Origin of the sequence: Brevundimonas sp., from assembly GCF_036963785.1 — a bacterium.
Classification (GTDB): Bacteria; Pseudomonadota; Alphaproteobacteria; order Caulobacterales; family Caulobacteraceae; genus Brevundimonas.
Genome location: NZ_JBALUS010000001.1, coordinates 92,450 through 115,819, shown reverse-complemented (window position 1 = coordinate 115,819; position 23,370 = coordinate 92,450). Strand labels below are relative to the sequence as shown.

Below are 23,370 nucleotides of genomic sequence, written 5' to 3'. Positions count from 1 at the left end.
GAGCCCCTTGCCTATTTCGCAAATGCGATAAAACCTTCGCATCTGCGTTGTCGCATTCAGGGGGTACGGATCATGACATTTGCAATCTGCGGGCGGACTCTGTCCGTTGGCGCCAGACAGGCCACTGGCCTTGTTCTGGGGACGCTTCTTTCCCTTACGACCGCCGGGGCCGCCCAGGCCGCTCCGGCCCTGCTTTCGCACCAGGCGCCGCTGGAACTGGACGGGTCGGCGGCCGGCTGGATCCTGACGTCGACCGCGCTGGTGCTGCTGATGACCCTGCCGGGTCTGGCGCTGTTCTATGGCGGCATGGTGCGGCGCAAGAACGTGATTGCCACCATCACCCAGTCGCTGGGCGTGGCGGCCGTGGTGACCCTGGCGTGGTTCGCGGCGGGTTACAGCCTGTCGTTCGGGGTTGGCCAGCCGATCGGGGCCTATTCGGGCGATGAGGTGAACAGCGTGATCGGCAGTCTGGAGGCGGCGTTCCTGCGGGGCGTGACCCCGGAGACCGCCCACGCTGTGGCGCCCGCCCTGCCGGAATATCTCTGGATCGCCTTCCAGATGACCTTCGCCATCATCACCCCGGCGCTGGTAACAGGGGCCTTTGCCGAGCGACTTAAATATTCGGGCCTGCTGCTGTTCACCGGTCTGTGGACGCTGCTGGTCTATGCACCGATCTGCCACTGGGTCTGGGGCGGGGGCTTTCTCGGCTCGGCCGGGGTGCTGGACTTCGCCGGCGGGGCGGTCGTGCACGTCAACTCGGGCGTGGCCGGACTGGTGTGCGCGGTCTTCCTCGGCGCGCGCAGGGGTTATGGCGTCAGCCCCATCGTCGCCCACAATCCGGTTCTGACCATGATCGGCGCGTCCCTGCTCCTGGTGGGCTGGATCGGTTTCAATGCCGGATCGGCATGGGCGGCGGATGCGATCGCGTCGGTGGCCCTGCTGAACACCCTGCTCGCGGCCATGGCGGCCTCGCTGACCTGGAAGATTGTCGAGGTCATCGAGAAGCGTAAGCCGTCGCTGATCGGCGTGCTGTCGGGCCTGATCGCGGGTCTGGTGGCCATTACGCCGGCGGCAGGCTTCGTCGATCCCATGGGCGCCGTGATCATCGGCCTGATCGCCGGACCGGTCTGTTATGCGGCCTCGGTCTGGATCAAGAAGCTGCTGCGCTATGACGACAGCCTCGACGCCTTTGGCATTCACGGCGCCGGGGGCGTGGCGGGCGCGATCCTGACGGGCGTGTTCGCCAGCTCTGCGGTCAATGCGGCAGGGGCCGACGCCGATGTGATGAAGCAGCTGTGGGGCCTCGGCGTCACCGCAGGCTGGAGCGCGGGCGTGACCTTCCTGATCCTGATCGTCTGCAAGTTCACCACAGGCCTGCGCGTGAGCGAGAGCCAGGAAGACGACGGCCTGGACGGTCATCTTCACGGAGAGGTTCTGGAAGCGTCCTGACGGACGGTTCCAGCGAGTACGGCAGTCGGCGTCCTCCCACGCCGGCTGCCGGAGGCCCGGTCGGATCAGTGCCCGAGCGGTCGATGGCGTGCGCGTGCTTCCAACTCATTCAAAGGGGATAACCGAATGAAAACTCTGTTCGCCTGCGCTTCGGCGCTCGTCCTTCTGACTGCCGCCCAGGCGGCCCCTGCCCAGTCGCAGCCTGAGGTCGCCTACAACATCGGTGTCGTGAGCGACTACGTCTTCCGCGGCTTCAGCCAGAGCGACGAAGACCTGGCGCTGCAGGGCGGGATCGATGTGGGAGTCAATGGTCTCTACGGTGGCATATGGGGCTCGACCGTCGATTTCGGCGACGGTACCGACGGGGAAGTCGACCTCTACGCAGGTTACCGCACCCAGCTGTCCGGCTTTGACGTCGACATCGGCGCCGTGGCCTACCTGTACGTCGGCCAGCCCGGTGCTGCAGACTATGACTATGTTGAGCTGAAGCTGGCTGCTTCACGTGCCGTCGGCCCGGTGACCGTCGGGGTCGTCACCTACTATTCGCCTGACTTTTTCGGGGTGGATGAGGAAGCCTTCTACGGCGAGGTGAAGTCGTCCTATGCCCTCACCCCGTCGCTGACAGCGTCCGGCGCGCTGGGCCATCAGAGTCTGGACGTCAATGACGACTATGCCACCTGGAACGTGGGACTGACCTATGCCTTTCCCAGCCTGTTCTCGCTGGATGTCCGCTACCACGACACGGACACCACCGGGCCGCTGGGGGAGGAACGGGTTGTGGCCATGATCTCGGCGGCATTTTGATCGCCGGAGTGACGGCCGGGTTTTGCCCCGATCCGCGACGATTTTGAACGAAAGTCGCTGTGATCAAAAGAATGTCAGGCGGCCGCGCGGGAAAAATTGCCCGCGCGGTCTTGCCGTGAGCGCCTCAGCACAGGATGGTGGGCCTATGCTGCACCGCAACCAGAAATTCCCGGAAGTCGTCCGCCGGACGCCCCCCAAGGCGCCCGCTGAGAGCCGCGTCCGCGACTTCAAGGAAATCTACGCCGATTTTGCCGCTGCCAATGGCGCGGCCCAGTCGAGCCGTTGCGCCCAGTGTGGCGTGCCCTTCTGTCAGAGCGGATGTCCACTCGAGAATGCCATTCCCGACTGGCTGAAGCTGGCGGCCGAGGGGCGACTGGAAGAGGCGTGGCGCGCGTCCGAAGCCACCAGTGCCCTGCCGGAGATCTGTGGCCGGATCTGTCCGCAGGACCGGCTGTGCGAGGGCGCCTGCACGCTGGAGCGCGCGGGCTGGGAGACGGTCACCATCGGCTCGGTCGAACGCTGGCTGGGCGATATGGCGTTCAAGGAGGGCTGGATCGAACCCATCCGGCCTGTCCGGGAGCGGGAGGCCTCGATCGGGATTGTCGGGTCCGGCCCGGCCGGGCTGGCGGCAGCCGACCGGCTGCGCGGGCTGGGCTATGCGGTGACCATCTATGAACGTCAGGACCGCGCGGGGGGACTGCTGATGTACGGCATCCCCGGCTTCAAGCTGGAAAAGCCGGTGGTGCAGCGGCGGATCGACCGCCTTGTGGAGTCCGGCGTCTCGTTCGAGCTGGGCGTCGAGATCGGGCGTGACCTGTCGTTCGAGGATTTGAGGAGTCGGCATCAGGCCGTGCTGCTGGCGACGGGGGTCTATGCCGCGCGCCGACTGGCGGTGCCGGGCTGTGGCATTGACGGCGTGGTGCCCGCGCTCGCCTATCTGACGGCCTCCAACCGCAAGGGCATGGGCGATGCGGTTCCGGAGTTCGAGTCTGGCGCCCTGGATGCCAGCGGGCGGACGGTGGTGGTGATCGGCGGCGGCGATACGGCAATGGACTGCGTCCGCACCGCCGTGCGTCAGGGTGCGACCTCGGTCACCTGCCTGTATCGCCGGGACCGGGCCAATATGCCCGGCAGTGCCCGCGAGGTCACCCATGCCGAAGAAGAGGGCGTCGTGTTCGACTGGCTGGCGTCACCCAAGGCGGTGCACGACGCCGAGGGCCGGGCGACCGCCGTCCGGGCCATAAGAACCTCCCTGTCCGATCCCGGCCCCGATGGCCGACGCTCGATCCGGGAATTGACCGACAGCGCCTATGACTGCAGCGCCGATATGGTCATCGAGGCGCTGGGCTTTGAGCCCGAGGACCTGAGAATGCAGTTCGGGACGCCCGACCTCGCGGTTCGGGACGACGGTACCGTCTGGTCCGCCGGCACCACGCGGGCGACGACCCTGGACGGTGTGTTCGTCGCGGGAGACATTTCGCGCGGCGCTTCGCTGGTCGTCTGGGCCGTGCGCGAGGGGCAGGATGCCGCCGCAGAGATCCATGCTTGGCTGGGTACGCGCCAGCAGGTGGCGGCATGACCTTCGATCGCCAGAAATATCTCGACGACCGGCAGGCGCTGACCGAGGCGGGCGCCTATGACCCTGCCAGCGAGCGGGATGCCTGCGGTGTGGGGCTGGTCGCCGCCATCGACGGGCAGCCCCGGCGGGAGGTCGTCGATCTGGCGATCGCGGCGCTCAAGGCCGTCTGGCACCGGGGCGCGGTCGACGCGGACGGGCGCTCGGGCGATGGCGCGGGCCTGCTGATCGGCCTGCCGCGCGAGTTCTTCCTGCGACAGGTGCGCGAGCAGGGGCGGGAGCCCCGGCCTGGGCCTCTGGCGGTCGGTATGGTCTTCCTGCCGCGCCACAATCTGGCGGCGCAGGAACAGGCGCGCGTGGTCATCGAGCGCGAGGTGCAGGCGGCAGGCTTCTACCTCTATGGCTGGCGACAGGTGCCGCACCGGCCCGACATCCTGGGCGAGCGCGCCGCCGCCACCCGGCCGGAGATTGAGCAGATCATGCTGGCCCCGCCCGAGGGGCTGGACGGCGAGGATCTGGAGCGCGCCCTGTATCTGTTGCGGCGCCGGATCGAGGCGCGGGCGCTGTCGCGCGGAATCGCCGACGTCTATGTCTGTTCGCTGTCGGCGCGGGTGGTCATCTACAAGGGCATGATGCTGGCCCAGGCGCTGGCCGAGTTTTACCCGGACCTGATGGACCCCGAGGTCGTCGCCTCGGTGGCCGTGTTCCATCAGCGCTATTCGACCAACACCTTCCCCGAGTGGCGGCTGGCGCAGCCGTTCCGGATGCTGGCCCACAACGGCGAGATCAACACCCTGCGCGGCAACGCCAACTGGATGCGCAGCCACGAGATCCGCATGACGGCGGCGGCCTTCGGGGCCGATGACGATATCGTCAAGCCGGTCATCCAGAAGGGGGGCTCGGACTCGGCGGCCCTCGACAACGTCTTTGAGGTGCTGGTCCGGGCCGGCAGGTCGGCGCCGATGGCCAAGACGCTGCTGATCCCCGAGGCCTCCATTCCGGGCGTCCTGAGCCCCGCGCATCAGGCCCTCTACGCCTATTGCAATGCGGTGATGGAGCCCTGGGACGGCCCCACCGCCCTGTGTGCCACAGACGGGCGCTGGGTCGTGGCCGGCAAGGATCGCAACGGCCTGCGTCCCCTGCGGGTGACCGAAACCTCGGACGGACTGCTGATCTGCGGGTCAGAGGTCGGCATGACCGGCATCGCGCCGGAGCGGATTGCCCGCAATCTTCACATCGGGCCGGGCCGGATGATCGCGCTGGACCTTGAGGAGGGGCGGCTCTTCAACGAGACGGCCATTCTGGACACGCTGGCGGCGGAGCATCCCTATGATCGCTGGCTGGCCAATATCATTGATCTGGAACCGAAGGTCGGACCCGGGCCGGAGCCGCGCAGGCTGGACGGCCCGGCGCTGGTGCGCATGCAGGCCGCCGTGGGCTGGACGCAGGAGGACGTCGAAACCCTGCTGGATCCAATGATCGCCGACGGCAAGGAGGCCGTGGGGTCGATGGGCGACGATGCCGTCCCCCGGGTCCTGTCGGGTCTGGACCGGCCGTTCAGCCACTATTTCCGCCAGGCCTTTGCCCAGGTGACCAATCCGCCGATCGACTCGCTCCGCGAGGGCGCGGCCATGTCGCTGCGCACCCGGTTCAAGAACCTCGGCAACATCCTGGCGCAGGAGGAGGGGCAGACTCGGGTCCATGTGCTGGACAGTCCGGTCCTGACCACCGGTATGTTCGACCGCATGCTGGATGTGGTGGGCGAGGGAGCGGTGGCCCGTCTGGACACCAGCTTCGATCCGACACCGGCCAGCGAACGCGCGGGCGACGCCCTCAGGCAAGGCATTGAGCGCCTGCGCGACGAGGCGGTCGAGCAGGTGCGGGCCGGGGCCGGCATTCTGGTGCTGACTGACGAGGCTATGGGGCCTGGCCGGCCGCTCATTCCGATGATCATGGCGACGGCCGCCGTGCACACGCGGCTGGTGGACGAGGGGCTGCGGTCCTTCGTCTCGATCGTCGTGCGGACTGCCGAGGCGCTGGATGCCCACGCCTTTGCCGTGCTGGTCGGGTGTGGCGCGACAGCCGTCAACGCCTGGCTGGCCCAGGAGACCTTCCTGCAGCGTCAGGACGAGGGCCGCTATGGCCCGGGATCGCTGCGTGAGGCCTGCCTGAACTACAAGGCGGCCATCGAGGCGGGGCTGCTGAAAATCCTGGCCAAGAAGGGCATTTCGGTGATCTCGGCCTATCGCGGAGCCTTTGAGTTCGAGGCTCTGGGCCTGTCCCGGGCGCTGGTCGCGGATATCTTTCCGGGCATGACCTCGCGGGTTTCAGGCATTGGTCTGGTGGGACTTGAGGCGCGGGCGCTGCGGCTGGTCGAGGCCGGGTTTGAGCGCGACCGGCCGCTCCTCAGGCTGGGGGGCTCTCACCGCATCCGGGCGGGCGAGGAACGCCACGGCTGGGACGCGGAGGCCATCCATCGGCTTCAGGATGCGACCACGCGCAATGACTATGGACGCTACAAGGCCTACAGCCGCCGGGTGCGCGAACAGCCGGCCGGGGCCCTGCGCGACGTGCTGGACTTCCGCGAGACCGGCTCCGTGGCGCTGGAGACGGTCGAGAGCGTCAATGAAATCCGCAAGCAGTTCGTGACACCCGGCATGTCGCTGGGCGCGCTGAGCCCCGAGGCGCACGAGACGCTCAACATCGCCATGAACCGCATCGGCGCCCGCTCTGTCTCGGGCGAGGGGGGCGAGGATCCCGAGCGTTACAAGACCCGCCCGAATGGCGACAATCCGAACAGCGCGGTCAAGCAGATCGCCTCGGGCCGGTTCGGGGTCACTGCGGAATATCTGACCCAATGCCGCGAGATCGAGATCAAGGTGGCCCAGGGCGCCAAGCCCGGCGAGGGCGGCCAGCTGCCCGGCTTCAAGGTCACGGAATTCATCGCCCGGATGCGCCATGCGACGCCGGGCGTGGGTCTGATCAGTCCGCCGCCCCACCACGACATCTATTCGATCGAGGACCTGGCCCAGCTGATCTATGATTTGAAGCAGATCAATCCGGACGCCCGGGTGACGGTCAAGCTGGTGGCCCAGTCGGGGATCGGTGCCGTGGCGGCGGGTGTGGCCAAGGCCAAGGCCGATACCATCCTGATTTCGGGGCACAACGGCGGCACTGGGGCCGCGGCGATCAGCTCGATCAAACAGGTCGGCATGCCGTGGGAAATGGGCCTGAGCGAAGCCCATCAGGTACTGAGCATGAACGGTCTGCGCGGACGGGTGCGCCTGCGCACCGATGGCGGCATCCGAACGGGCCGGGACGTCGTGATCGCGGCCATGCTAGGCGCCGAGGAGTTCGGCATCGGCACGGCCAGTCTGGTCGCCGTCGGATGCCTGATGGTGCGCCAGTGCCACTCGAACACCTGTCCGGTCGGGGTCTGCGTGCAGGACGAACGCCTGCGGGCGCTGTTCACCGGCACGCCCGACAAGGTGATCAATCTGTTCACCTTCATCGCCGAGGAAACCCGCGAGGTGCTGGCCTCACTGGGTCTGGCACGGCTGGATGATGCGGTCGGCCGCACGGACCTGCTGCGTCAGGTGTCGCGCGGTGGCGCCGATCTGGATGATCTGGACCTCAATCCGCTGCTGGTGAGGGTCGGGGATGCGGACCTGCGGAATGGCGCCGAGTTGCCGCGCAATCCCGTGCCCGACAGTCTGGACGCGCAGATCCTGGTGGACGCCGCGCCGTGTTTGCAGAAGCGCGAGAAGATGCAGCTCAGCTATGCGGTGCGGAACACCCTGCGCGCGATCGGCACGCGCACATCGTCAGAGATCGTCCGGCGCCACGGACAGGGCCTGCCCGACGGGCATCTGACGCTGAAGCTGAAAGGTGCGGCCGGACAGTCGCTGGCGGCCTGGGGCATGAAGGGCCTGCGGATCGAACTGGACGGTGAGGCCAACGACTATGTCGGCAAGGGCCTGTCAGGCGCGCATCTGGTGATCCGGCCCGTCGCCTGGAAGCCGGGACAGGCGCTGATCGGCAACACCTGTCTGTACGGTGCGACATCGGGGCGTCTGCTCGCGGCCGGCGTGGCGGGGGAGCGGTTTGCCGTCCGCAACTCGGGCGCCGTGGCGGTGGTCGAGGGCTGCGGGGCGCATGGAGGGGAATATATGACCGGCGGCACCCTGGTCGTGCTGGGCTCGACCGGCTGGAATTTCGGCGCCGGCATGTCAGGCGGAGAAGCCTTCGTCTGGAACGACGGCGATCAAGCGCTGGCCAATCTGAACGCGGACTCGGTGATCGCGGGGCCGGTGGTCGGGGCCGCGGCGGAACGGCTGAAGGCGCTGATTGCAGGGCACGCAGCAGAGACCGGCTCACCACTGGCCATCCGGATTCTGGAGGACTGGACGGCGTCGCGCGCGGCCTTCCTGCACGTCATTTCCCGCGAGGCGGAGGAGGCGGCCCAAGCGCGCCGCGCCTGAGCCCCGCCCACGAGGTTTTAGCCCGCCGCCATGATGCCGCATGCCACACGGTCGCCCGCGCCGCCGATCGGCTGGGTCTTGTGGTCGTCGGACATGGCATGGATGACGATGGCCGAGCCATTATCGTCCCACAGCCACTGGCCGGGGCCTTCGGGGGCGATCCGGGCGCGGGTGGTGAAGATCTCGGCGCGGACCCGGCCCTGTTCATCGGCATAAATGTTGGGCAGGTCGCCGTCATCCGGCCCCTGGGGATTGAGCAGGCCATGCGGCCGGGCCTCGTCCGCATGGTTGATGTGGCCGCCCGCAGAGGTGAACGGCGCTGCGCATTCGCCGGTCGCATGGATGTGGATGCCATGCCAGCCGGGCGTCAGGCCATCGGCCTCGACCCGGATCAGCAGGCCGGACGGTCCCTGCGTCAGGACAGCACGCCCGATGTTCTGGCCCGAGGCGTTGATCAGGGTCGCCTCGCCGAAATCGCCGATCCGGGCGACAGCCTGCCGCTCGACGCCGTAGTGGTTCTCGGTCATCGCCACGCAGCCGGACATCAGGGCGGCGGCGCTGATCGAGGCTGCGGTCAGAAGGGATAGCCGGGACAGGGTCATGGTGTGTCTCCTCGATGCGATTTCAGGGCCGGGGATATGTTGGGGGTTAACTTTGCCAGCCCCGGATGCCGATGCTAGTAATCCTCAAGCCCGGAAGTTGTTCTGATTCCGGCCAGATGAAGCCAAAAATCCTTGACCGACGACATATCCGATCACGCTGACCCGTCCGCAATTCCCGGTGGCGGGGGTGGCGGCCACATAGACAACATCACCATTGAGGACGAACTGCGCCGTTCGTACCTCGACTATGCGATGAGCGTCATCGTCAGCCGCGCCCTGCCGGATGTGCGCGACGGTCTGAAGCCGGTTCACCGCCGCATCCTGTATTCGATGCACGACCTGAACATGACGCCCGAGCGCGCCTATTCGAAGTGCGCCCGCGTCGTCGGTGATGTGCTGGGTCGCTTCCACCCGCATGGTGATGCCTCGGTCTATATGGCGCTGGTGCGCATGGCCCAGCCCTTCTCGATGGGGCTGATGCTGGTCGACGGCCAGGGCAACTTCGGCTCGGTCGACGGCGATATGCCGGCCTCCATGCGTTACACCGAGGCCCGGATGGCCCCGGCGGCGGTGGCGCTTCTGACCGACATCGACAAGGACACGGTCGATTTCCAGCCGAACTATGACGAGAAGGAACTTGAGCCTGTCGTCCTGCCGGCGCGGATCCCGAACCTGCTGGTCAATGGCGCGGGCGGCATCGCCGTCGGCATGGCGACCAATATCCCGCCCCACAATCTGGGCGAGATCGTAGACGGGGCCGTGGCCCTGCTGGACGACCCGAACATGGGCGATGAGGCCCTGCTGGACATCGTGCCGGGCCCGGACTTCCCGACCGGCGGCGAGATCATGGGCCGGACCGCCCCGCGCAATGCCCTGCGCGACGGTCGTGGCTCGATCATCGTGCGGGGCAAGGCCTCGATCGAGGAGATCCGCAAGGATCGCGAGGCCATCATCATCACGGAACTGCCGTTCCAGGTGAACAAGCAGACCCTGATCGAGCGGATCGCCGAAATGGTCCGCGAAAAGCGTCTGGAAGGCATCGCCGACGTCCGCGATGAATCCGCCCGTCAGGGCATGCGCATCGTCATCGAGCTGAAGCGCGATGCGTCCGGGGACGTCATCCTGAACCAGCTGTATCGCTACACGGCGCTGCAGAGCTCGTTCGGCGTCAACATGCTGGCCCTGAACCAGGGGCGCCCGGAGCAGATGGGTCTGCGCCGGATGCTGGAGGCCTTCCTCGAGTTCCGCGAGGAAGTGGTCGTCCGCCGCGTCAAGTTCGAGCTGGGCAAGGCTCGTGACCGCGGCCATGTGCTGGTCGGTCTGGCCGTCGCCGTCGCCAATATCGACGAAGTGATCCACATCATCCGCTCGTCGGTCGACCCGGCCGAGGCGCGCGAACGCCTGCAGGCCCAGTCCTGGCCGGTCGGGGACATGATGGCCCTGGTCGAGCTGATCGCCGATCCGCGCACCGTGCTGGTTGAAGGCGACAAGATCCGCCTCACCGACGAGCAGACCCGCGCCATCCTGGCCCTGACGCTGTCGCGTCTGACGGGGCTGGGCCGTGATGACATCTTCGGCGAGGCGCGCGGCCTGGCCGACACCATTCAGGGCCACCTGACCATCCTGTCGGACCGTGCCAACATCCTGGCCATCATCCGCGAGGATCTGATCGCGGTGAAGGACCAGTTCGCCGTGCCGCGTCGCACCACGATCGGCGAGGGCGATGCCGATATGGAAGACGAGGACCTGATCCCGCGCGAGGACATGGTCGTCACCGTCACCCACGGGGGCTACGTCAAGCGCGTGGCGCTGAACGCCTATCGGACGCAGCATCGCGGCGGCAAGGGTCGCTCGGGCGTGGCCATGAAGGATGACGACGCCGTGGTCAGCGTCTTCTCGGCCTCGACCCATACGCCGGTGCTGTTCTTTGCCTCCAACGGCAAGGCCTACAAGCTGAAGACCTGGCGCCTGCCGCTGGGTGGGCCCACGTCGCGCGGCAAGGCCTTCGTCAACCTGCTGCCGATCGATCCGGGCGACAGCATCATGAATGTGCTGCCCCTGCCGGAGAACGAGTCCGAGTGGGACAACTACGACATCATGTTCGCGACCCGGTCGGGCGATGTGCGCCGGAACAAGCTGTCGGACTTCGCTACCGTCAACCGGGCCGGCAAGATCGCCATGGAACTGGAAGAGGGCGACCACATGGTCGGCGTCGGTCTGTGCCAGGCCGATGACGACATCATGCTGACCACGGCCATGGGACGCGCTATCCGATTCAAGGCCGACGATGTGCGCGTCTTCAAGGGCCGCAAGTCGACGGGCGTGCGCGGCGTGCGGCTGCAGCCGACGGACGAGGTCATCTCCATGGCCGTCCTCGGCCGGGTCGATGCCACGCCCGAAGAACGCGCCGCCTATGTCAAACACGCCAATGCCATGCGCCGCGCCGCCGGCGAGGGCGAGGATGAAACGGGGGTCGAGGCCGATGACGAAGCCGTCGCCGAGGCGCCGATCTCGCCCGAGCGCATCGCGGAACTGGGCGCGGCCGAACAGTTCATCCTGACCATCACCGAGACCGGCTTCGGCAAGCGCTCGTCGGCCTATGAGTACCGGCGCACGGGCCGGGGCGGGCAGGGGCTGACGGCCCACGGCCTGGGCGGCCGTGCGGGCAACCGTCTGGCGGCCTCCTTCCCGGTTGAGGACACCGACGACCTGCTGCTGGTGACGTCGGGCGGGCAGATGATCCGCACACCGGTCGGTCAGATACGCGTCGTCGGTCGCTCCAGCCAGGGCGTCACGGTGTTCCGTACCGCCGACGGCGAAAAGGTGGTCTCGGTCGAACGCCTGGCCGAGACGCCCGGCGACGACGAGGCGCCGGACGGTGATGTCGTCGTGGGTGAGGCCGACGAGGGCTGACGGCCTTGGCGGCCGGCGACCTCTGGATCGACGGAGCACCGGCGACGGTCGAGGACCTGACGCACCAGGCGCTGGTCAACTATGGCGCCTACACCTCGTTTGCGGTTTCGGCCGGGTCTGTGCGAGGGCTGGACCGGCATCTGGCGCGACTGACCCATGCGGGCACCGTCCTGTTCGGCGTGCCTGTGCCCGAGCCCCGGGTGCGAGAGTTGATTCGTCACGCGCTCGGCGACCGGTCCGACGCCTTCGTTCGGGTCAGCCTGTTCTCGCGCGATATCAGCCCGCGGTCGCCGTCCCATGAGGGGCCGCCCGGCGTGATGGTCGGAGTCTTTCCGCCCGTGCCCCCCCTCGGAGAGACGCCGTTGACGCTGCAGCTGCTGACCTGTGCGCGTGAGACGCCCGACCTGAAGCATGTGGCGACCATGGGGCTGATCCGGGCGCGCCGACAGGCCCGACTGGCGGGCTATGACGACGCCCTGTTTGTCGATGTCGAGGGCCATATTTCCGAGGGCAGTCTCTGGAACATTGGCTTTGTGCGGGACGACACGGTGATCTGGCCCGAGGCCCCCATGCTGGAGGGGGTCTCGCAGGCCCTGATCAAGGCCCATCTGGGAGATGTCGGTTTGAAACAGGAGAGCCGCGTGCTCACGGTGGCCGATCTGCCGGGCTTCGAGGGCGCCTTCATCACCAATAGCGCGACGCCCGCCTGTGCGGTGGCGGCCATCGGCGATCACGCATTTTCAGTCGGTACGGAACGCCTCGCAAGCATCACCGCCGCCTGGTCGCGGGCCGAAGCCCAGCCGGTCTAGGAGCCGGGCGCGACCGATGCTAAGCCGGAAACACTGAGGGAGGCCGACACATGCGCATCGGGCTGTATCCGGGAACCTTCGATCCCGTCACCAATGGCCATATGGACATCATCGGCCGGGCCGTGAAGCTGGTCGATCGTCTGGTCATCGGCGTCGCCCAGAACGACGACAAGGGCCCCTTGTTCACGACCGCCGAACGGGTCGAGATGCTGAAGGCCGAGGTCATGACGCTGAACGCCGAGATCGTGGTGCAGCCTTTCGATACGCTACTCATGCATTTCGCCGAGTCGCTGAATGCCAATGTCATCGTGCGGGGTTTGCGCGCGGTCGCCGACTTTGAGTACGAGTTCCAGATGACGGCCATGAACCAGCGCCTGAACAGCGAGATCGAGACCGTGTTTCTGATGGCGGATCCGCGACATCAGGCCATCGCCTCGCGACTGGTCAAGGAGATCGCCCGTCTGGACGGGAAGATCGAGAGTTTTGTAAGCCCCGCGGTCGCGGCGCGTGTCCGCACCCGGGTCAAGGGCGGACACTGACAGGTGATATCCATGCTGATGAAGTCCGGCTGTGCCTTGGTTCTATCCGCCCTGCTGCTGAGCGCGGCGCCGTCGCCGGCCGTGGCCCAGGAGGTGTCCAGTTGGCGCAGGGTACCGTCGGAACGCCTTCTGGTGGTCGAGACCAGCAAGGGCCGGGTGCTGGTCGAACTGTTTCCCGATGTGGCCCCCGCCCATGTCGAGCGGGTGACCACCCTGGCGGAGCAGGGGTTTTATGATGGGCACACATTCCACCGCGTGATCGAAGGCTTCATGGCCCAGACGGGCGATCCCGAGGGGACGGGCGGCGGCGGCAGCGACCTCGCTGACATCAGCGCCGAACTGAATTTCCGGCGTGGGCGCGACAGCGGCTTTGTCCTGGTCGAGGACAGTGGCTCCGGCCTGCGGGGCGTGATGCGGGGCCTGTCGATCGTGACCCAGCCGGACAGCCAGATGATGGTGACGGCCGATTTCAAGGTCGGCGCCCAGGGTATTTTCTGCCCCGGCGTGGTCGGCATGGCCCGCGCGGGCAGTCTGAATAGCGCCAACAGCCAGTTCTTCTTCATGACCGGGCGCGAGGATGACCTGAATGGCCTCTACACGCCATTTGGACGGATCGTCGACGGACTGGACGTCGTAAAGGCGCTGAAAGTCGGGTCCGAGGCGGACAACGGGCGGGTCAGCGCTGACCCGGACACCCTGGTGCGGGTGCGGCTGGCGACGGCGCTGCCCGAGGGAGAACGGCCGACGGTGCAGGTGTTGCGGGATGGAAGCCCCGAGGCGGCCGCGCTCGTCGCGGAGGCCCGCGCGGCCCGGGGGGCGAACTTCAATATCTGCGACGTCCAGCTACCGTCGCGTGTCCAGTAAGCAAGCCAGGGGAGGGAGCGCATGCGCCCTGTGAACGTAGTCAAGGCTCTGACGGGGTTGTTGGTGCTGGCAATGGCCGCGCCCGCGGCAGCGCAGGAGGCCCCGCCTCCGGCCCAGCCGGTCGAGATGCAGCCGGCCGCTGCGGCCCCGCCTCCCTCGCAGGACTGGCGCCTCGTTGCGCCCGAAAACCTGTTGATCATCGATACGACCAAGGGGCGGATTCTGGTCGAGCTGGCCCCCGCGATCGCGCCGCTGCATGTCGAGCGTATTCGCCTGCTGTCCGGCCTCGGCTTCTATGACGGCCTGGCGTGGCACCGGGTGATCGACTGGTTCATGGCCCAGACGGGCGACCCGCTAGGCACGGGTGACGGGCAAAGCGCCTATCCGGACTTGGCCGGCGAGTTCACCTTCCGCCGGGGCCCCGACATGGACTTCACGCCGGTGGCCGCACCGATGGGGGCCCTGCTGGGATTTGTCGGCTCGCTTCCGGTCCAGACCCAGCCGGCCGAGCTGATGCCCCGCACCAGCGACGGCATGGTGCATGGATGGGCCATCTATTGCCCGGGCGTGGCCGGTATGGCGCGGGACGAGGATCCCGACACCGCCAACAGCCAGTTCTTCCTGATGCGCCAGGCCTATCCGTCGCTGGACAAGCGCTACACGGTCTGGGGTCGGGTGATCGTGGGGCTGGACGTTGTGCGCGCGCTCAAGGTCGGCGAGGAACCCAGCGGCATGGTGCCGGCCGAGCCGGATCGCATGCTGCGCGTGCGCGTGGCCTCGGACCTTCCGGTGGAGAGCCGACCGACGGCCCGGGTGCTGGACGCCGGATCTCCGATCTTCGCCACGACCATCGAGAGCGTACGGCTGCACCGCGGGGCCGACTTCTCGATCTGTGATCTGGAGCTGCCGGTTCAGGTCAGCGACCCCGCCTTTGGCTGATCAGCGACGCCCACCGGATCGGCGCCGGCGACGGCGGCCGGACCGCATCCGTTCCAGCAGCAGCCCCTCGCGCAGGCCCCGGTCAGCGACGCGCACCCGCTCGCACGGCCAGGCACGTTGAACAGCCTCGAGGATCGCCGCGCCGGCCATCACCAGATCGGCGCGGTCCGGGCCAATGCAGGGGTTGCGGGCCCGGCCTTCAGGGCCGAGGTCGAGCAGCAGCCGGGCCGCCGCCTCGCAATCGCCCCGGGTCATCCACAGCCCGTCCACGCGGTCGCGCTGATAGCGGGGCAGCTTCAGGTGGATACCCGCCAGACTGGTGATCGCGCCCGAGGTGCCGACCAGATGAGCCTGCCCCCCATCGAACAGCGCCTTCACCGTACCGTTTACCGGGGCAGACTCGATTGCCCGGGTCATGTGGGTCACCATGGCCTCGTACCAGACCAGCGGATCAACCGGCGTCTCGGGATGCCCCTCTGCCAGCGTAACCACTCCGACCGGCGCTGACATCCAGCCGACCGTCTCGAAGCCGTGCCCGGCGCGCACCAGCCACGACAGCTCCGTCGAGCCACCCCCGACGTCCACGACCAGAACCGCCTGCGAACTGCTGTCGAGCAGGTTGCGGCATCCTTCGACCGACAGACGGGCCTCCTCATCGGGGGCGATGATACGGAGCTTGAGGCCGGTGCCGATGCGTACGCGTTCAATGAACTCTGGACCGTTCTCGGCCGCGCGACAGGCCTGGGTGGCGACGGCAGCGATGCGCTCGGAGGGCAGGTTCTTCTTGGCGACCCGCTCGGCGCAGATGGCGAGGGCGTCATAGGCCCGGTCCATGGCGTCATCCGTCAGACGCCCGGTGCGACTGATGCCTTCGCCCAGCCGAACGATGCGGCTGAACGAGTCGACCACCCTGAAACCATCACGCGTGGGACGCGCGATCAGCAGGCGGCAATTGTTGGTCCCCAGATCCAGGGCGCCATAGAGTTGCGGCGCTGTGGCCGCATCGCCAGGGCGGTGGGACCTTCCGTCGCGCCCCGCAGGCGCGCCGTCGATCTCCGGCATGGCCGAACTTTCTTTTTGGGAACCGAAGCGGTCCCCCTCGAGACCAGACTAGCCCCATGCGATCGTCCGCGCCAAGCCAGTCTGTCGCGAAAATGAACAGAAGCGTCGGAGAGGGCTCAGGCGAGCACCGCTAGTCTGGCCCCATGACGAAAACCAGAGCTGCCAAATTCGGACTGGGCCAGAGCGTCCGCCAGCTTGATGACGCCTTCAGCGGCGTGATCATTGACGTCGATGCCAGCTATGACGGTCCAGCCGGTGAGACCGGCGCCGTGTCGACCGACCAGCCCTTCTACAAGGTCCTGGTGCTGGACGAGACCACGGGCGTGCTTGTCTATGCGGCGGAACAGAGCCTGGTGGTCGGGCCGGCCCCGGAACATGCAGCCCTTCCGCACCTGAAGCGTTGGTTCCGGCACGATGACCAAGGGCGCCTGCAGCCGCGATTCGTGGATCTGCACTAGGGCGGGTTTACCGTCCCGCATATGGTCCTTGGTCGGGCGAGCGCGTAGGATGGGCACCAATTCATCCCGATGCGAAAGGGGACCCCATGTCCGATTTCGAACATGTCTTTGAAGCCCCGCCCGAGGGGGCGGCCGAAGACTGGACCATTCCGCAAGGCTGGTCGGCCTATACAAAGGTCGAACACGACACCTGGAACACCCTGTATGCGCGGCAGATGAAGATCCTGCCCGGACGCGCCAGTCAGGCCTTCCTCAAGGGCCTCGACGCGCTGGATCTCAACACCGGTGGCATCCCTGACTTCGAGGTCATGAACCCCAAGCTACAGGCCCTGACCGGCTGGACGGTGGTCTGCGTGCCGGGGCTCGTGCCCGACGAGGTGTTCTTCGACCATCTGGCCAACCGACGCTTTCCCTCCGGACAGTTCATCCGCAAGCCGGACCAACTGGACTATCTGCAGGAGCCGGACATCTTCCACGACGTCTTCGGCCACGTGCCGATGCTGACCGATCCCGATTTTGCCGCCTATATGGAGGCCTACGGCAAGGGCGGCCAGCGCGCCGCGAAACGCGGCATGCTGGCCAATCTGGCGAGACTGTATTGGTACACGGTCGAGTTCGGCCTGATGAAGGAAGGCGACGACCTGCGCATCTATGGCGCGGGCATCGTCTCGTCCGCGACCGAGAGCGTGTTCGCGATTGAGGACTCGTCGCCCAACCGGCTGGGTTTCGATCTCGAGCGGGTGATGCGCACCCTGTACCGCATTGACGACTTCCAGCAGGTCTATTTCGTCATCCACAGCCTGGAGGCGCTCAAGGACGAGACGCTGAAGGATTTCGGCCCGATCTACGACCGACTTGAGGGCAAGGACGACATCGCCATCGACACCATCCTGCCGACCGACACGGTCTTCACGCCCGGCACCCAGGCCTACGCCGCCAAGGGCGGACGTTTCGCCGCCTGAGCCCTACCGGTCCGCTTCCCGCAGGAAGCGTGTCAGCCCGGCAGCGACGCGGGCTCCGGCCTGCTCGACCGTCGGTGGGCTGCCGTCCGGGTTCAGCGCGTAGGCCTCGACGATCACCTGCTCAAAGGCCTCGCGATCCAGCCTCACCACCAGGGGTCTGCGCGCGGGAGTGACTCCGAGCGTCGGATATTTGCTCGCGAGCATCTTTTCGACCCGTTCGGCATCGGAATAGTCCACGGCGTAGACGAGATAGCGGTCGGACCGGGCGGGATTCAGTGTCAGCATGGCGTTGACGACGCGCTCGCCCAGACCCGGAAGCGCCCGGACGCTGATGTCGTCGATCCGCAAGGTGCCGACGTCGACGACTTCGCCCGCCGCGACGTCGAAGGGCGCAAACCAGCGGTCGATCAGCGGCAACGAGCCCGTGGAGTCGGCGGTGTAAAGGCTGCCGCCGGCGACGCGTTAACGTCCGGGCGGGACGGCGACCATGTCCGGTCCGGCGTTCACAACGTTCATCCCGCCATGCATCTCGACCTGGTACTGGAGGCCAGTGTCCACGTTGATGAAGCGGACATAGGCGCCATACATCCCCGCGTACTCGCGATAGGACATGATGATTGCCGACTGCTCGCCCGCCCGAACAGCCTGCATCTGTTGCGGTGTGAGAGAAGGACCGGTGGCGCAGGCACCGAGTCCCATCAAGGTCGCGACAGTGAGAAGCAGTCCGACAAGGCTGCGGTGGATTGTCATGAATACCCCCCGATATTCCGGGAAGGATGTGCGCAGTTTCGCAGCTCTGTCGAGACTAATTGTTCGAGGCGCTAGGGTCGCTGGAACGGATAGAAGTCGCCGCCGAGCTTGAGAAAGCCGGTCAGTTCGTCCAGCGCCCCTCGTGACTCCTCCAGCAGCGCCGGGTCTGCCAGATCGGCGGGGCTCAGTGTCTCGCGGTACCAGCGGTCGGCCCACTCGCCGAGACGGGCGTAAAGGTCGTCCGTCAGACGCATGGCGGGGTTGGTGGCGGCCAGTTCGGCCTCGTTGAGCACCACGCGCAGGCGCAAGCAGGCCGGACCGCCGCCATTCATCATCGACTGGCGGACATCGACGTAGCGCACCTGACCGATCGGGCCATTGGACGCGGCGATCCGCTCGGCCACGGCGTGGCTGCGCGGGTTGTCGCGGGTCTCGGTCGGGCAGATCAGGGTCAGACGGTCCTCGCCGGGCACCTGGATCAGCATCGAATTGAAGAGATAGCTGGAGATGGCGTCAGCGAGGGGGAGGTCGGCGGTGGAGATCTCGACAAACGCGGGTTCGAACAGGCCTTCCGCAGCTCTGCGGATCGCATCGAGCGTTCCGGCCTTGTCCTCGAACGCGAGCTCGTGGAAGAACAGGGTGTTGAGCGCGCCCACGCAGACCACGTCATTGTGGAAGGTCCCGCCTGCAATCGCTGCCCGGCCCTGACGCGGGAAGACAGCGCCGGTCGCGCCATGACGGCGGGCGATGGCTTGTGAGGCCTCATGCGTCTGGCGCGCGGGATAGGGGCCGTCCCAGCCCTCCCAGGCCTCCCGTCCCCAGACCAGCAGATTGACGCCGGGCGATCCGTGCTCGGCGCACAGGCGGACGTGATTGGCCGCGCCTTCATCGGCGAGATGGCTGACGCCGGGCAGGGCGTCGTGCACGGCAGAGTGCGATGGGTCGGGGAACAGGGCGTCCAGCGCCCGCTTGGTCTGCGGGTGTTCGATCGACCGGTGGAGATTGGTTGCCAGATTGGCGGGTGTGAAGTGCACCCGACCGTCGCCGGAGTCCGCGCTCGGCGTCACGGTCGCGGCATTGGCGGCCCACATGGACGAGGCCGAACAGGCCGCAGCGGCAAAGGTGGGCGCGTCGGTCCAGGCCCGCGCGAGAACCTCCGCGTCCGATCCCGAAAAGCCCAGACTCCGCAGAAAGGGGATATCAGGACGCTCCTGCGGCGGCAGCACGAATTGGGGCAGGCCGAGGTCCGCCAGCATCTTCATCTTGTCGAGACCCTGACGCACGGCTGCGCGCGGGTTCGAGGGCTTGCCCGCATGGAGGCTCGACGCGAGATTGCCCGGCGACAGCCCGGCATAGGAGTGGGTGGGCCCGATCAGGCCGTCGGCATTGGCCTCGACAGCAGTTGAGGTCACGACCGCAAGCCCTTGATCTCACTTTCGATGTTCTTGATGTCGTCCGCTTCAAAACTGGCGACCGGATAGGCGCAGTAGTCGGCTGCATAGTAGGCCGAGGGACGATGATTGCCGCTTTGGCCGAGGCCGCCGAACGGCATGTCGCCGGCAGCGCCCGTGGTCGGGCGGTTGAAGTTCACGACCCCCGCGCGGATGCGGTGGATGAACCGATTCCAGTTCGCCGGATCATCCGACACCAACCCTGCGGACAGACCATATTTCGTCGCATTGGCTTCGCGGAGCGCCGTGTCGAAGTCCGGCACGCGCCGGACCTGCAGGAAGGGGGCAAAGATCTCTTCGTCCGACACATCGACGCCCGTTGTGTCAATGATTGACGGCTTGACGAAGGCGGGAGACAGGCCGTCGACCGGTCCGGAGGCACGGATCACCTTTGCCCCCGCGTCGATCCGCTGCTGCAGGGCGTGCAGGGCGGCGCTGGCGGCGCGGTTCGAAATCAACGGACCGCCATAGGGCTCGGGGTCGCTGTCCCACGGCGCGAAGACGATCCGGTCGGCCAGGGCAGCGACGGCCTCGACAATGGCGTCGCCCTGCGGCCCCTCCGGCAGGATCAGCCGACGGGCGCACGAGCACCGCTGGCCCGTCGTGATGAAGGCGGACTGGAGGATGATCCCGGCTGCAGCCTCGGCATCGGCGGCATCCCAAACCACCAGCGGATTGTTGCCGCCCAACTCGAGCGCCAGGATGACATGCGGGTTGTCGGCGAAGTGGCGCTTGAAGTGCGCCCCGGCGGCGCCCGAGCCCGTGAACATCAGCGCGTCGATGTCTTGCTCGAGCAGGGCCGCCCCCACGTCGCGCCCGCCCTGGACCAGATTGACGACGCCGTCAGGCAGGTCAGCCTCCTTGAGGCACTCGACCATCAGCTGGCCCGTCAGCGGCGTCTCTTCTGACGGCTTGAAAATGACGGTGTCGCCCGCCAGCAGGGCCGGCACGATGTGGCCGTTGGGCAGGTGGCCCGGAAAGTTGAAGGGCCCGAGCACCGCCGCCACGCCATGCGGGCGGTGACGCAGGGTGGCCCGGCCGAAGCCGGTCTCGGAGGTGCGCTCGCCGGTACGCTCGTCATAGGCCCGGATCGAGATGTCGACCTTGCCCTGCATCGCCGTGGCCTCGGTGCGGGTTTCCCACAGGGGCTTGCCGGTCTCGCGGCTGATGGCTTCGGCGATCTCGGGCGCGCGGGCCTTCAGCACCGCCTGATAGCGTTTGACGGCATCAATCCGGTCCTGACGCGGACGATCCGCCCAGTCGGGAAAGGCCTGACGCGCCCGGGCTGCAGCCTGCTCCACCTCGCCGCCGGTCGAGGCCGGGCCCTCCCAGACGGTGTCGCCGGTTGCGGGATCGATGGAAGCAAAGGTGGTCATGCGGGGTCCTTACAGGTCAGCTTTTCACGCGCACCGTATCACCGGCCCTGACCTTGAGGGCGGCGGCGGTCTCGGCGTTGAGGATTACGGTTTCGTCGTCGATGGCGGCCTTCTGGCGCACGGCTCGAAAGCCCGTGACGTGGTCGGTCGAGATCAGGCTGGGCAGTTCGGCCTCGACCTCGGTCTCAATGCGCACGGTCAGGCGGCGGGCGTCGCGGACGGTGCGGATATCGTCGCGACGACAGGTGACGGTCGGGCCGGCATCGAAGATGTCGACGAGGCCGTTGGGGCGGAAGCCCTCGGACTCCAGCAGGGCCATGGCGGGCACGCCCTGCGGGTGGACCTTGCCGATCACGGCGCGGGCCGGCTCTGGCAGCAGCTCGACATAGACGGGGTGGCGCGGCGCCAGATCGAGGATGAACTGTTTGTCGGTCGAGCCGGTCATCCGGTCGGCTTCGTCAAACTCCATCGGGAAGAATTTGTGCGCGACATGATCCCAGAAGGGGCAGGCCCCGTCGGGTGTGAAGACGCCGCGCAGCTCAGCCAGGACCGTATCGGCGAACAGGTCCGGCTCGGCGCCGATCAGCATATAGCGCGACTGGCTAAGCAGGCGTCCGGCGCCGCCCTTCCGCCGGTCGGCCTTCAGGAACAGGGAGCCGACCTCGGACCAGCCGGTGCACTCATTGACCAGCACCAGCGTCTTCTGTTCCAGCTTGATGCCCAGAGACGGCGAGGACTGGGTGTTGTTCACGACACGGAAGCTGAAGAAGGGCCGGTGCAGCCCGACCGCCGCCTTGACGGACCCGACGCCATCGACGTCGCCGGTATCCGACTCCTCAAGCATCAAGGTGTACCAGCGCTCCTGGGCCTCGATCTTGCCCATGAAGCTGTCGCGGCTCAGGTCCAGCCGCTCGCTCAACTGATCCGGGTCTTCCGGCAGGCTCGTGAAGCCGGGTCCGGACAGAATGGCCAGCTCCAGCAGGGAATCCAGATCGCCGGGACCGGCGGGGCGAACGACCAGCATGAAACCTACCTGGACTGAAGACGAAGCTGTTTGAGGTGGTGGGCGTCGATCTCGCCCGAGGCCACCTTGCACAGGATGAGGGCGGACAACTGGGCCCGCTCGACGAAGCTGTCGGGCCAGGCATATTCCTGATCCGAGTGGATGGCGCCGCCGACCACGCCCAGGGTATCGATGTTGGGCAGGCCCGCGGCGTGCAGATTGTTGCCTTCGCAGACCCCGCCCGACGACTGCCAGCGCAGGCTCTGGTTCAGCAGTTCGCCGGCCTGACGCACCGCTTCAAACAGCTCGGTCTGGGCAGCATCCATGGGCTTGGGTGGACGGGTGAAGCCGCCGTGGAGGTGTACGGTGGCGCCTTCGATGGGCGGCCGCGAGGTCAGGTACTGAATCTGCGCCAGGGTCCAGTCAGCGGCATCGGGGTCGGGAACCCGGACGTTGAAGCGGACAACGGCCGTGTCGGCGACGACGTTCAGGGCGCCGCCCCCTGAAATCTTGGCGACATTGACCGTCACCCCGTCACGCTGGCCGTTCAGTGCATCCAGCGCAGTCGCCAGTCGGGCCGCCCCCGCAATGGCGTTGACGCCTTCATGATAGGCCCGCCCGGCATGGGCCGACTTGCCCCGCACCACGACGTGGAAATTGCCGCTTCCCTTCCTGGCGCCGGCGAGGCTGCCGTCGGGCAGGGAGGGTTCATAGGTCAGCCCCAGATGCCCCCGGGCGCCCAGTTCGGCCAGCAGCGGGGCGGAGCCCGGCGACCCGATTTCCTCGTCCGGCGATAACAGCACGGACCAGCCGACCCGGGCCTTGTCCGGGTGCAGTTCAAAGGCTTCCAGCGCGCCCAGCAGCACCGAGATGCCACCCTTCATGTCCGCGATGCCCGGGCCATGAAGGGCGCCGTCGTCACGGGTGCCGACCGTCTGGAACGGGCTGTCGGCATCGAAAACGGTGTCATAGTGGCCGGTCAGCACGATCTGGACCGGAGCCCCGGGCCGCAGCGTCAGCTTGAGCGCCGGCGCGAAATTCAGGGGCACTTCGGTGCCATCGTCCTCAATGCGGCTGGACGCGGCGGTTTCCACGCGCTCGACCGTGCAGGGCAGGTGTGCCACCGACCGCTCGATGGCGCCCAGCACGCGGTCCAGACCGTCGGCGTTGCGGCTGCCGGAGTTTACGTTGGCCCAGTCGATTGCGCGTCCGATCAAGGCGTCGCGGCGTGCCGCGACGTGGTCGAGCACGATCTGGTCTTCGGGACTTATCTGCATGCGGGCGGACCCTAGCGACCCTTCCGGCAAAGGTGAAGGGTCACTCGCTTCCAAC

General features: G+C 67.2%; 19 protein-coding genes. 11 read left to right on the top strand and 8 right to left on the bottom strand.

Annotated elements, in window-relative coordinates:
* Window positions 1–72 precede the first annotated feature (72 nt).
* From V7672_RS00570 to gltB, 4 genes are all read left to right on the top strand, one after another.
* Window positions 73–1,449, top strand: a complete 1,377-nt coding sequence (locus V7672_RS00570; RefSeq protein ID WP_335622733.1) for an ammonium transporter — start codon at window positions 73–75, stop codon at window positions 1,447–1,449.
* Window positions 1,450–1,575: 126 nt separating this feature from the next.
* The gene (locus tag V7672_RS00565; RefSeq protein WP_335622732.1) at window positions 1,576–2,253 is read left to right on the top strand and encodes a TorF family putative porin; all 678 of its coding nucleotides are present in this window, start codon (window positions 1,576–1,578) and stop codon (window positions 2,251–2,253) included.
* A gap of 145 nt (window positions 2,254–2,398) precedes the next feature.
* The gene (locus V7672_RS00560; RefSeq protein ID WP_335622731.1) at window positions 2,399–3,832 is read left to right on the top strand and encodes an NAD(P)-dependent oxidoreductase; all 1,434 of its coding nucleotides are present in this window, start codon (window positions 2,399–2,401) and stop codon (window positions 3,830–3,832) included.
* Complete coding sequence (gltB, locus tag V7672_RS00555; RefSeq protein WP_335622730.1) at window positions 3,829–8,310, top strand: glutamate synthase large subunit; 4,482 nt, start codon at window positions 3,829–3,831, stop codon at window positions 8,308–8,310. The genes V7672_RS00560 and gltB overlap by 4 nt, the downstream gene beginning before the upstream one ends.
* Before the next feature lie 17 nt (window positions 8,311–8,327).
* Here gltB and V7672_RS00550 read toward each other — a convergent pair whose 3' ends face one another.
* Window positions 8,328–8,912: a superoxide dismutase family protein gene (locus tag V7672_RS00550; RefSeq protein ID WP_335622729.1), complete on the bottom strand. Its 585-nt coding sequence runs from the start codon at window positions 8,910–8,912 to the stop codon at window positions 8,328–8,330.
* Window positions 8,913–9,056: 144 nt separating this feature from the next.
* Between V7672_RS00550 and gyrA the strand changes: the two genes are divergently transcribed.
* The 5 genes from gyrA (at window position 9,057) to V7672_RS00525 (ending at window position 14,976) form a co-directional block, all read left to right on the top strand.
* Entirely contained in the window at window positions 9,057–11,825 is a 2,769-nt protein-coding gene (gene gyrA, locus V7672_RS00545) for a DNA gyrase subunit A (protein ID WP_442888771.1), read from the top strand.
* Between the two features lie 5 nt (window positions 11,826–11,830).
* Window positions 11,831–12,634 (top strand): aminotransferase class IV, encoded by an 804-nt coding sequence (locus V7672_RS00540; protein ID WP_335622728.1) that lies wholly within the window; start codon window positions 11,831–11,833, stop codon window positions 12,632–12,634.
* A gap of 50 nt (window positions 12,635–12,684) precedes the next feature.
* Window positions 12,685–13,173, top strand: coding sequence for a pantetheine-phosphate adenylyltransferase (gene coaD, locus V7672_RS00535; RefSeq protein ID WP_335622727.1), 489 nt, complete (start codon window positions 12,685–12,687; stop codon window positions 13,171–13,173).
* A gap of 12 nt (window positions 13,174–13,185) precedes the next feature.
* Window positions 13,186–14,037, top strand: a complete 852-nt coding sequence (locus tag V7672_RS00530) for a peptidylprolyl isomerase (RefSeq protein ID WP_335622726.1) — start codon at window positions 13,186–13,188, stop codon at window positions 14,035–14,037.
* Window positions 14,038–14,109: 72 nt separating this feature from the next.
* Entirely contained in the window at window positions 14,110–14,976 is an 867-nt protein-coding gene (locus tag V7672_RS00525; protein ID WP_335622725.1) for a peptidylprolyl isomerase, read from the top strand.
* On the opposite strand, the gene V7672_RS00520 is transcribed toward V7672_RS00525, so the two are convergent.
* Complete coding sequence (locus tag V7672_RS00520) at window positions 14,977–16,038, bottom strand: Ppx/GppA phosphatase family protein (protein WP_335622724.1); 1,062 nt, start codon at window positions 16,036–16,038, stop codon at window positions 14,977–14,979.
* 143 nt (window positions 16,039–16,181) lie between these two features.
* Between V7672_RS00520 and hspQ the strand changes: the two genes are divergently transcribed.
* A complete protein-coding gene (gene hspQ / locus V7672_RS00515) occupies window positions 16,182–16,496 on the top strand; it encodes a heat shock protein HspQ (protein ID WP_335622723.1) in 315 nt (104 codons plus the stop codon).
* Window positions 16,497–16,582: 86 nt separating this feature from the next.
* On the top strand, window positions 16,583–17,458 hold the full coding sequence (gene phhA / locus V7672_RS00510; protein WP_335622722.1) for a phenylalanine 4-monooxygenase: 876 nt from the start codon (window positions 16,583–16,585) through the stop codon (window positions 17,456–17,458).
* A gap of 3 nt (window positions 17,459–17,461) precedes the next feature.
* Here the strand turns inward: phhA and V7672_RS00505 are convergent, their stop codons facing one another.
* The 6 genes from V7672_RS00505 to V7672_RS00480 all read right to left on the bottom strand — a co-directional run bounded on the left by V7672_RS00505 (window position 17,462) and on the right by V7672_RS00480 (window position 23,315).
* Entirely contained in the window at window positions 17,462–17,875 is a 414-nt protein-coding gene (locus V7672_RS00505; protein ID WP_335622721.1) for a hypothetical protein, read from the bottom strand.
* A gap of 45 nt (window positions 17,876–17,920) precedes the next feature.
* Complete coding sequence (locus V7672_RS00500; RefSeq protein WP_335622720.1) at window positions 17,921–18,208, bottom strand: hypothetical protein; 288 nt, start codon at window positions 18,206–18,208, stop codon at window positions 17,921–17,923.
* A 71-nt stretch (window positions 18,209–18,279) separates the two neighbouring features.
* Window positions 18,280–19,620, bottom strand: a complete 1,341-nt coding sequence (astB, locus tag V7672_RS00495; RefSeq protein WP_335622719.1) for an N-succinylarginine dihydrolase — start codon at window positions 19,618–19,620, stop codon at window positions 18,280–18,282.
* Window positions 19,617–21,035, bottom strand: coding sequence for a succinylglutamate-semialdehyde dehydrogenase (gene astD / locus V7672_RS00490; RefSeq protein ID WP_335622718.1), 1,419 nt, complete (start codon window positions 21,033–21,035; stop codon window positions 19,617–19,619). Before astD ends, astB begins: the two co-directional genes overlap by 4 nt.
* A gap of 16 nt (window positions 21,036–21,051) precedes the next feature.
* Window positions 21,052–22,059, bottom strand: a complete 1,008-nt coding sequence (locus V7672_RS00485) for an arginine N-succinyltransferase (protein ID WP_335622717.1) — start codon at window positions 22,057–22,059, stop codon at window positions 21,052–21,054.
* A 5-nt stretch (window positions 22,060–22,064) separates the two neighbouring features.
* Window positions 22,065–23,315, bottom strand: a complete 1,251-nt coding sequence (locus tag V7672_RS00480; protein ID WP_335622716.1) for a hydrolase — start codon at window positions 23,313–23,315, stop codon at window positions 22,065–22,067.
* Between the last annotated feature and the right edge of the window lie 55 nt (window positions 23,316–23,370).

Excerpts from the sequence above, each read along its gene's own strand:
- V7672_RS00570 (WP_335622733.1), top strand. The coding sequence starts at position 73 with ATGACATTTGCAATCTGCGGGCGGACTCTGTCCGTTGGCGCCAGACAG.
- V7672_RS00565 (WP_335622732.1), top strand. The coding sequence starts at position 1,576 with ATGAAAACTCTGTTCGCCTGCGCTTCGGCGCTCGTCCTTCTGACTGCC.
- V7672_RS00560 (WP_335622731.1), top strand. The coding sequence starts at position 2,399 with ATGCTGCACCGCAACCAGAAATTCCCGGAAGTCGTCCGCCGGACGCCC.
- gltB (WP_335622730.1), top strand. The coding sequence starts at position 3,829 with ATGACCTTCGATCGCCAGAAATATCTCGACGACCGGCAGGCGCTGACC.
- V7672_RS00550 (WP_335622729.1), bottom strand. The coding sequence starts at position 8,912 with ATGACCCTGTCCCGGCTATCCCTTCTGACCGCAGCCTCGATCAGCGCC.
- coaD (WP_335622727.1), top strand. The coding sequence starts at position 12,685 with ATGCGCATCGGGCTGTATCCGGGAACCTTCGATCCCGTCACCAATGGC.
- V7672_RS00530 (WP_335622726.1), top strand. The coding sequence starts at position 13,186 with ATGCTGATGAAGTCCGGCTGTGCCTTGGTTCTATCCGCCCTGCTGCTG.
- V7672_RS00525 (WP_335622725.1), top strand. The coding sequence starts at position 14,110 with ATGGCCGCGCCCGCGGCAGCGCAGGAGGCCCCGCCTCCGGCCCAGCCG.
- V7672_RS00520 (WP_335622724.1), bottom strand. The coding sequence starts at position 16,038 with ATGCCGGAGATCGACGGCGCGCCTGCGGGGCGCGACGGAAGGTCCCAC.
- hspQ (WP_335622723.1), top strand. The coding sequence starts at position 16,182 with ATGACGAAAACCAGAGCTGCCAAATTCGGACTGGGCCAGAGCGTCCGC.
- phhA (WP_335622722.1), top strand. The coding sequence starts at position 16,583 with ATGTCCGATTTCGAACATGTCTTTGAAGCCCCGCCCGAGGGGGCGGCC.
- V7672_RS00500 (WP_335622720.1), bottom strand. The coding sequence starts at position 18,208 with ATGACAATCCACCGCAGCCTTGTCGGACTGCTTCTCACTGTCGCGACC.
- astD (WP_335622718.1), bottom strand. The coding sequence starts at position 21,035 with ATGACCACCTTTGCTTCCATCGATCCCGCAACCGGCGACACCGTCTGG.
- V7672_RS00485 (WP_335622717.1), bottom strand. The coding sequence starts at position 22,059 with ATGCTGGTCGTTCGCCCCGCCGGTCCCGGCGATCTGGATTCCCTGCTG.
- V7672_RS00480 (WP_335622716.1), bottom strand. The coding sequence starts at position 23,315 with ATGCAGATAAGTCCCGAAGACCAGATCGTGCTCGACCACGTCGCGGCA.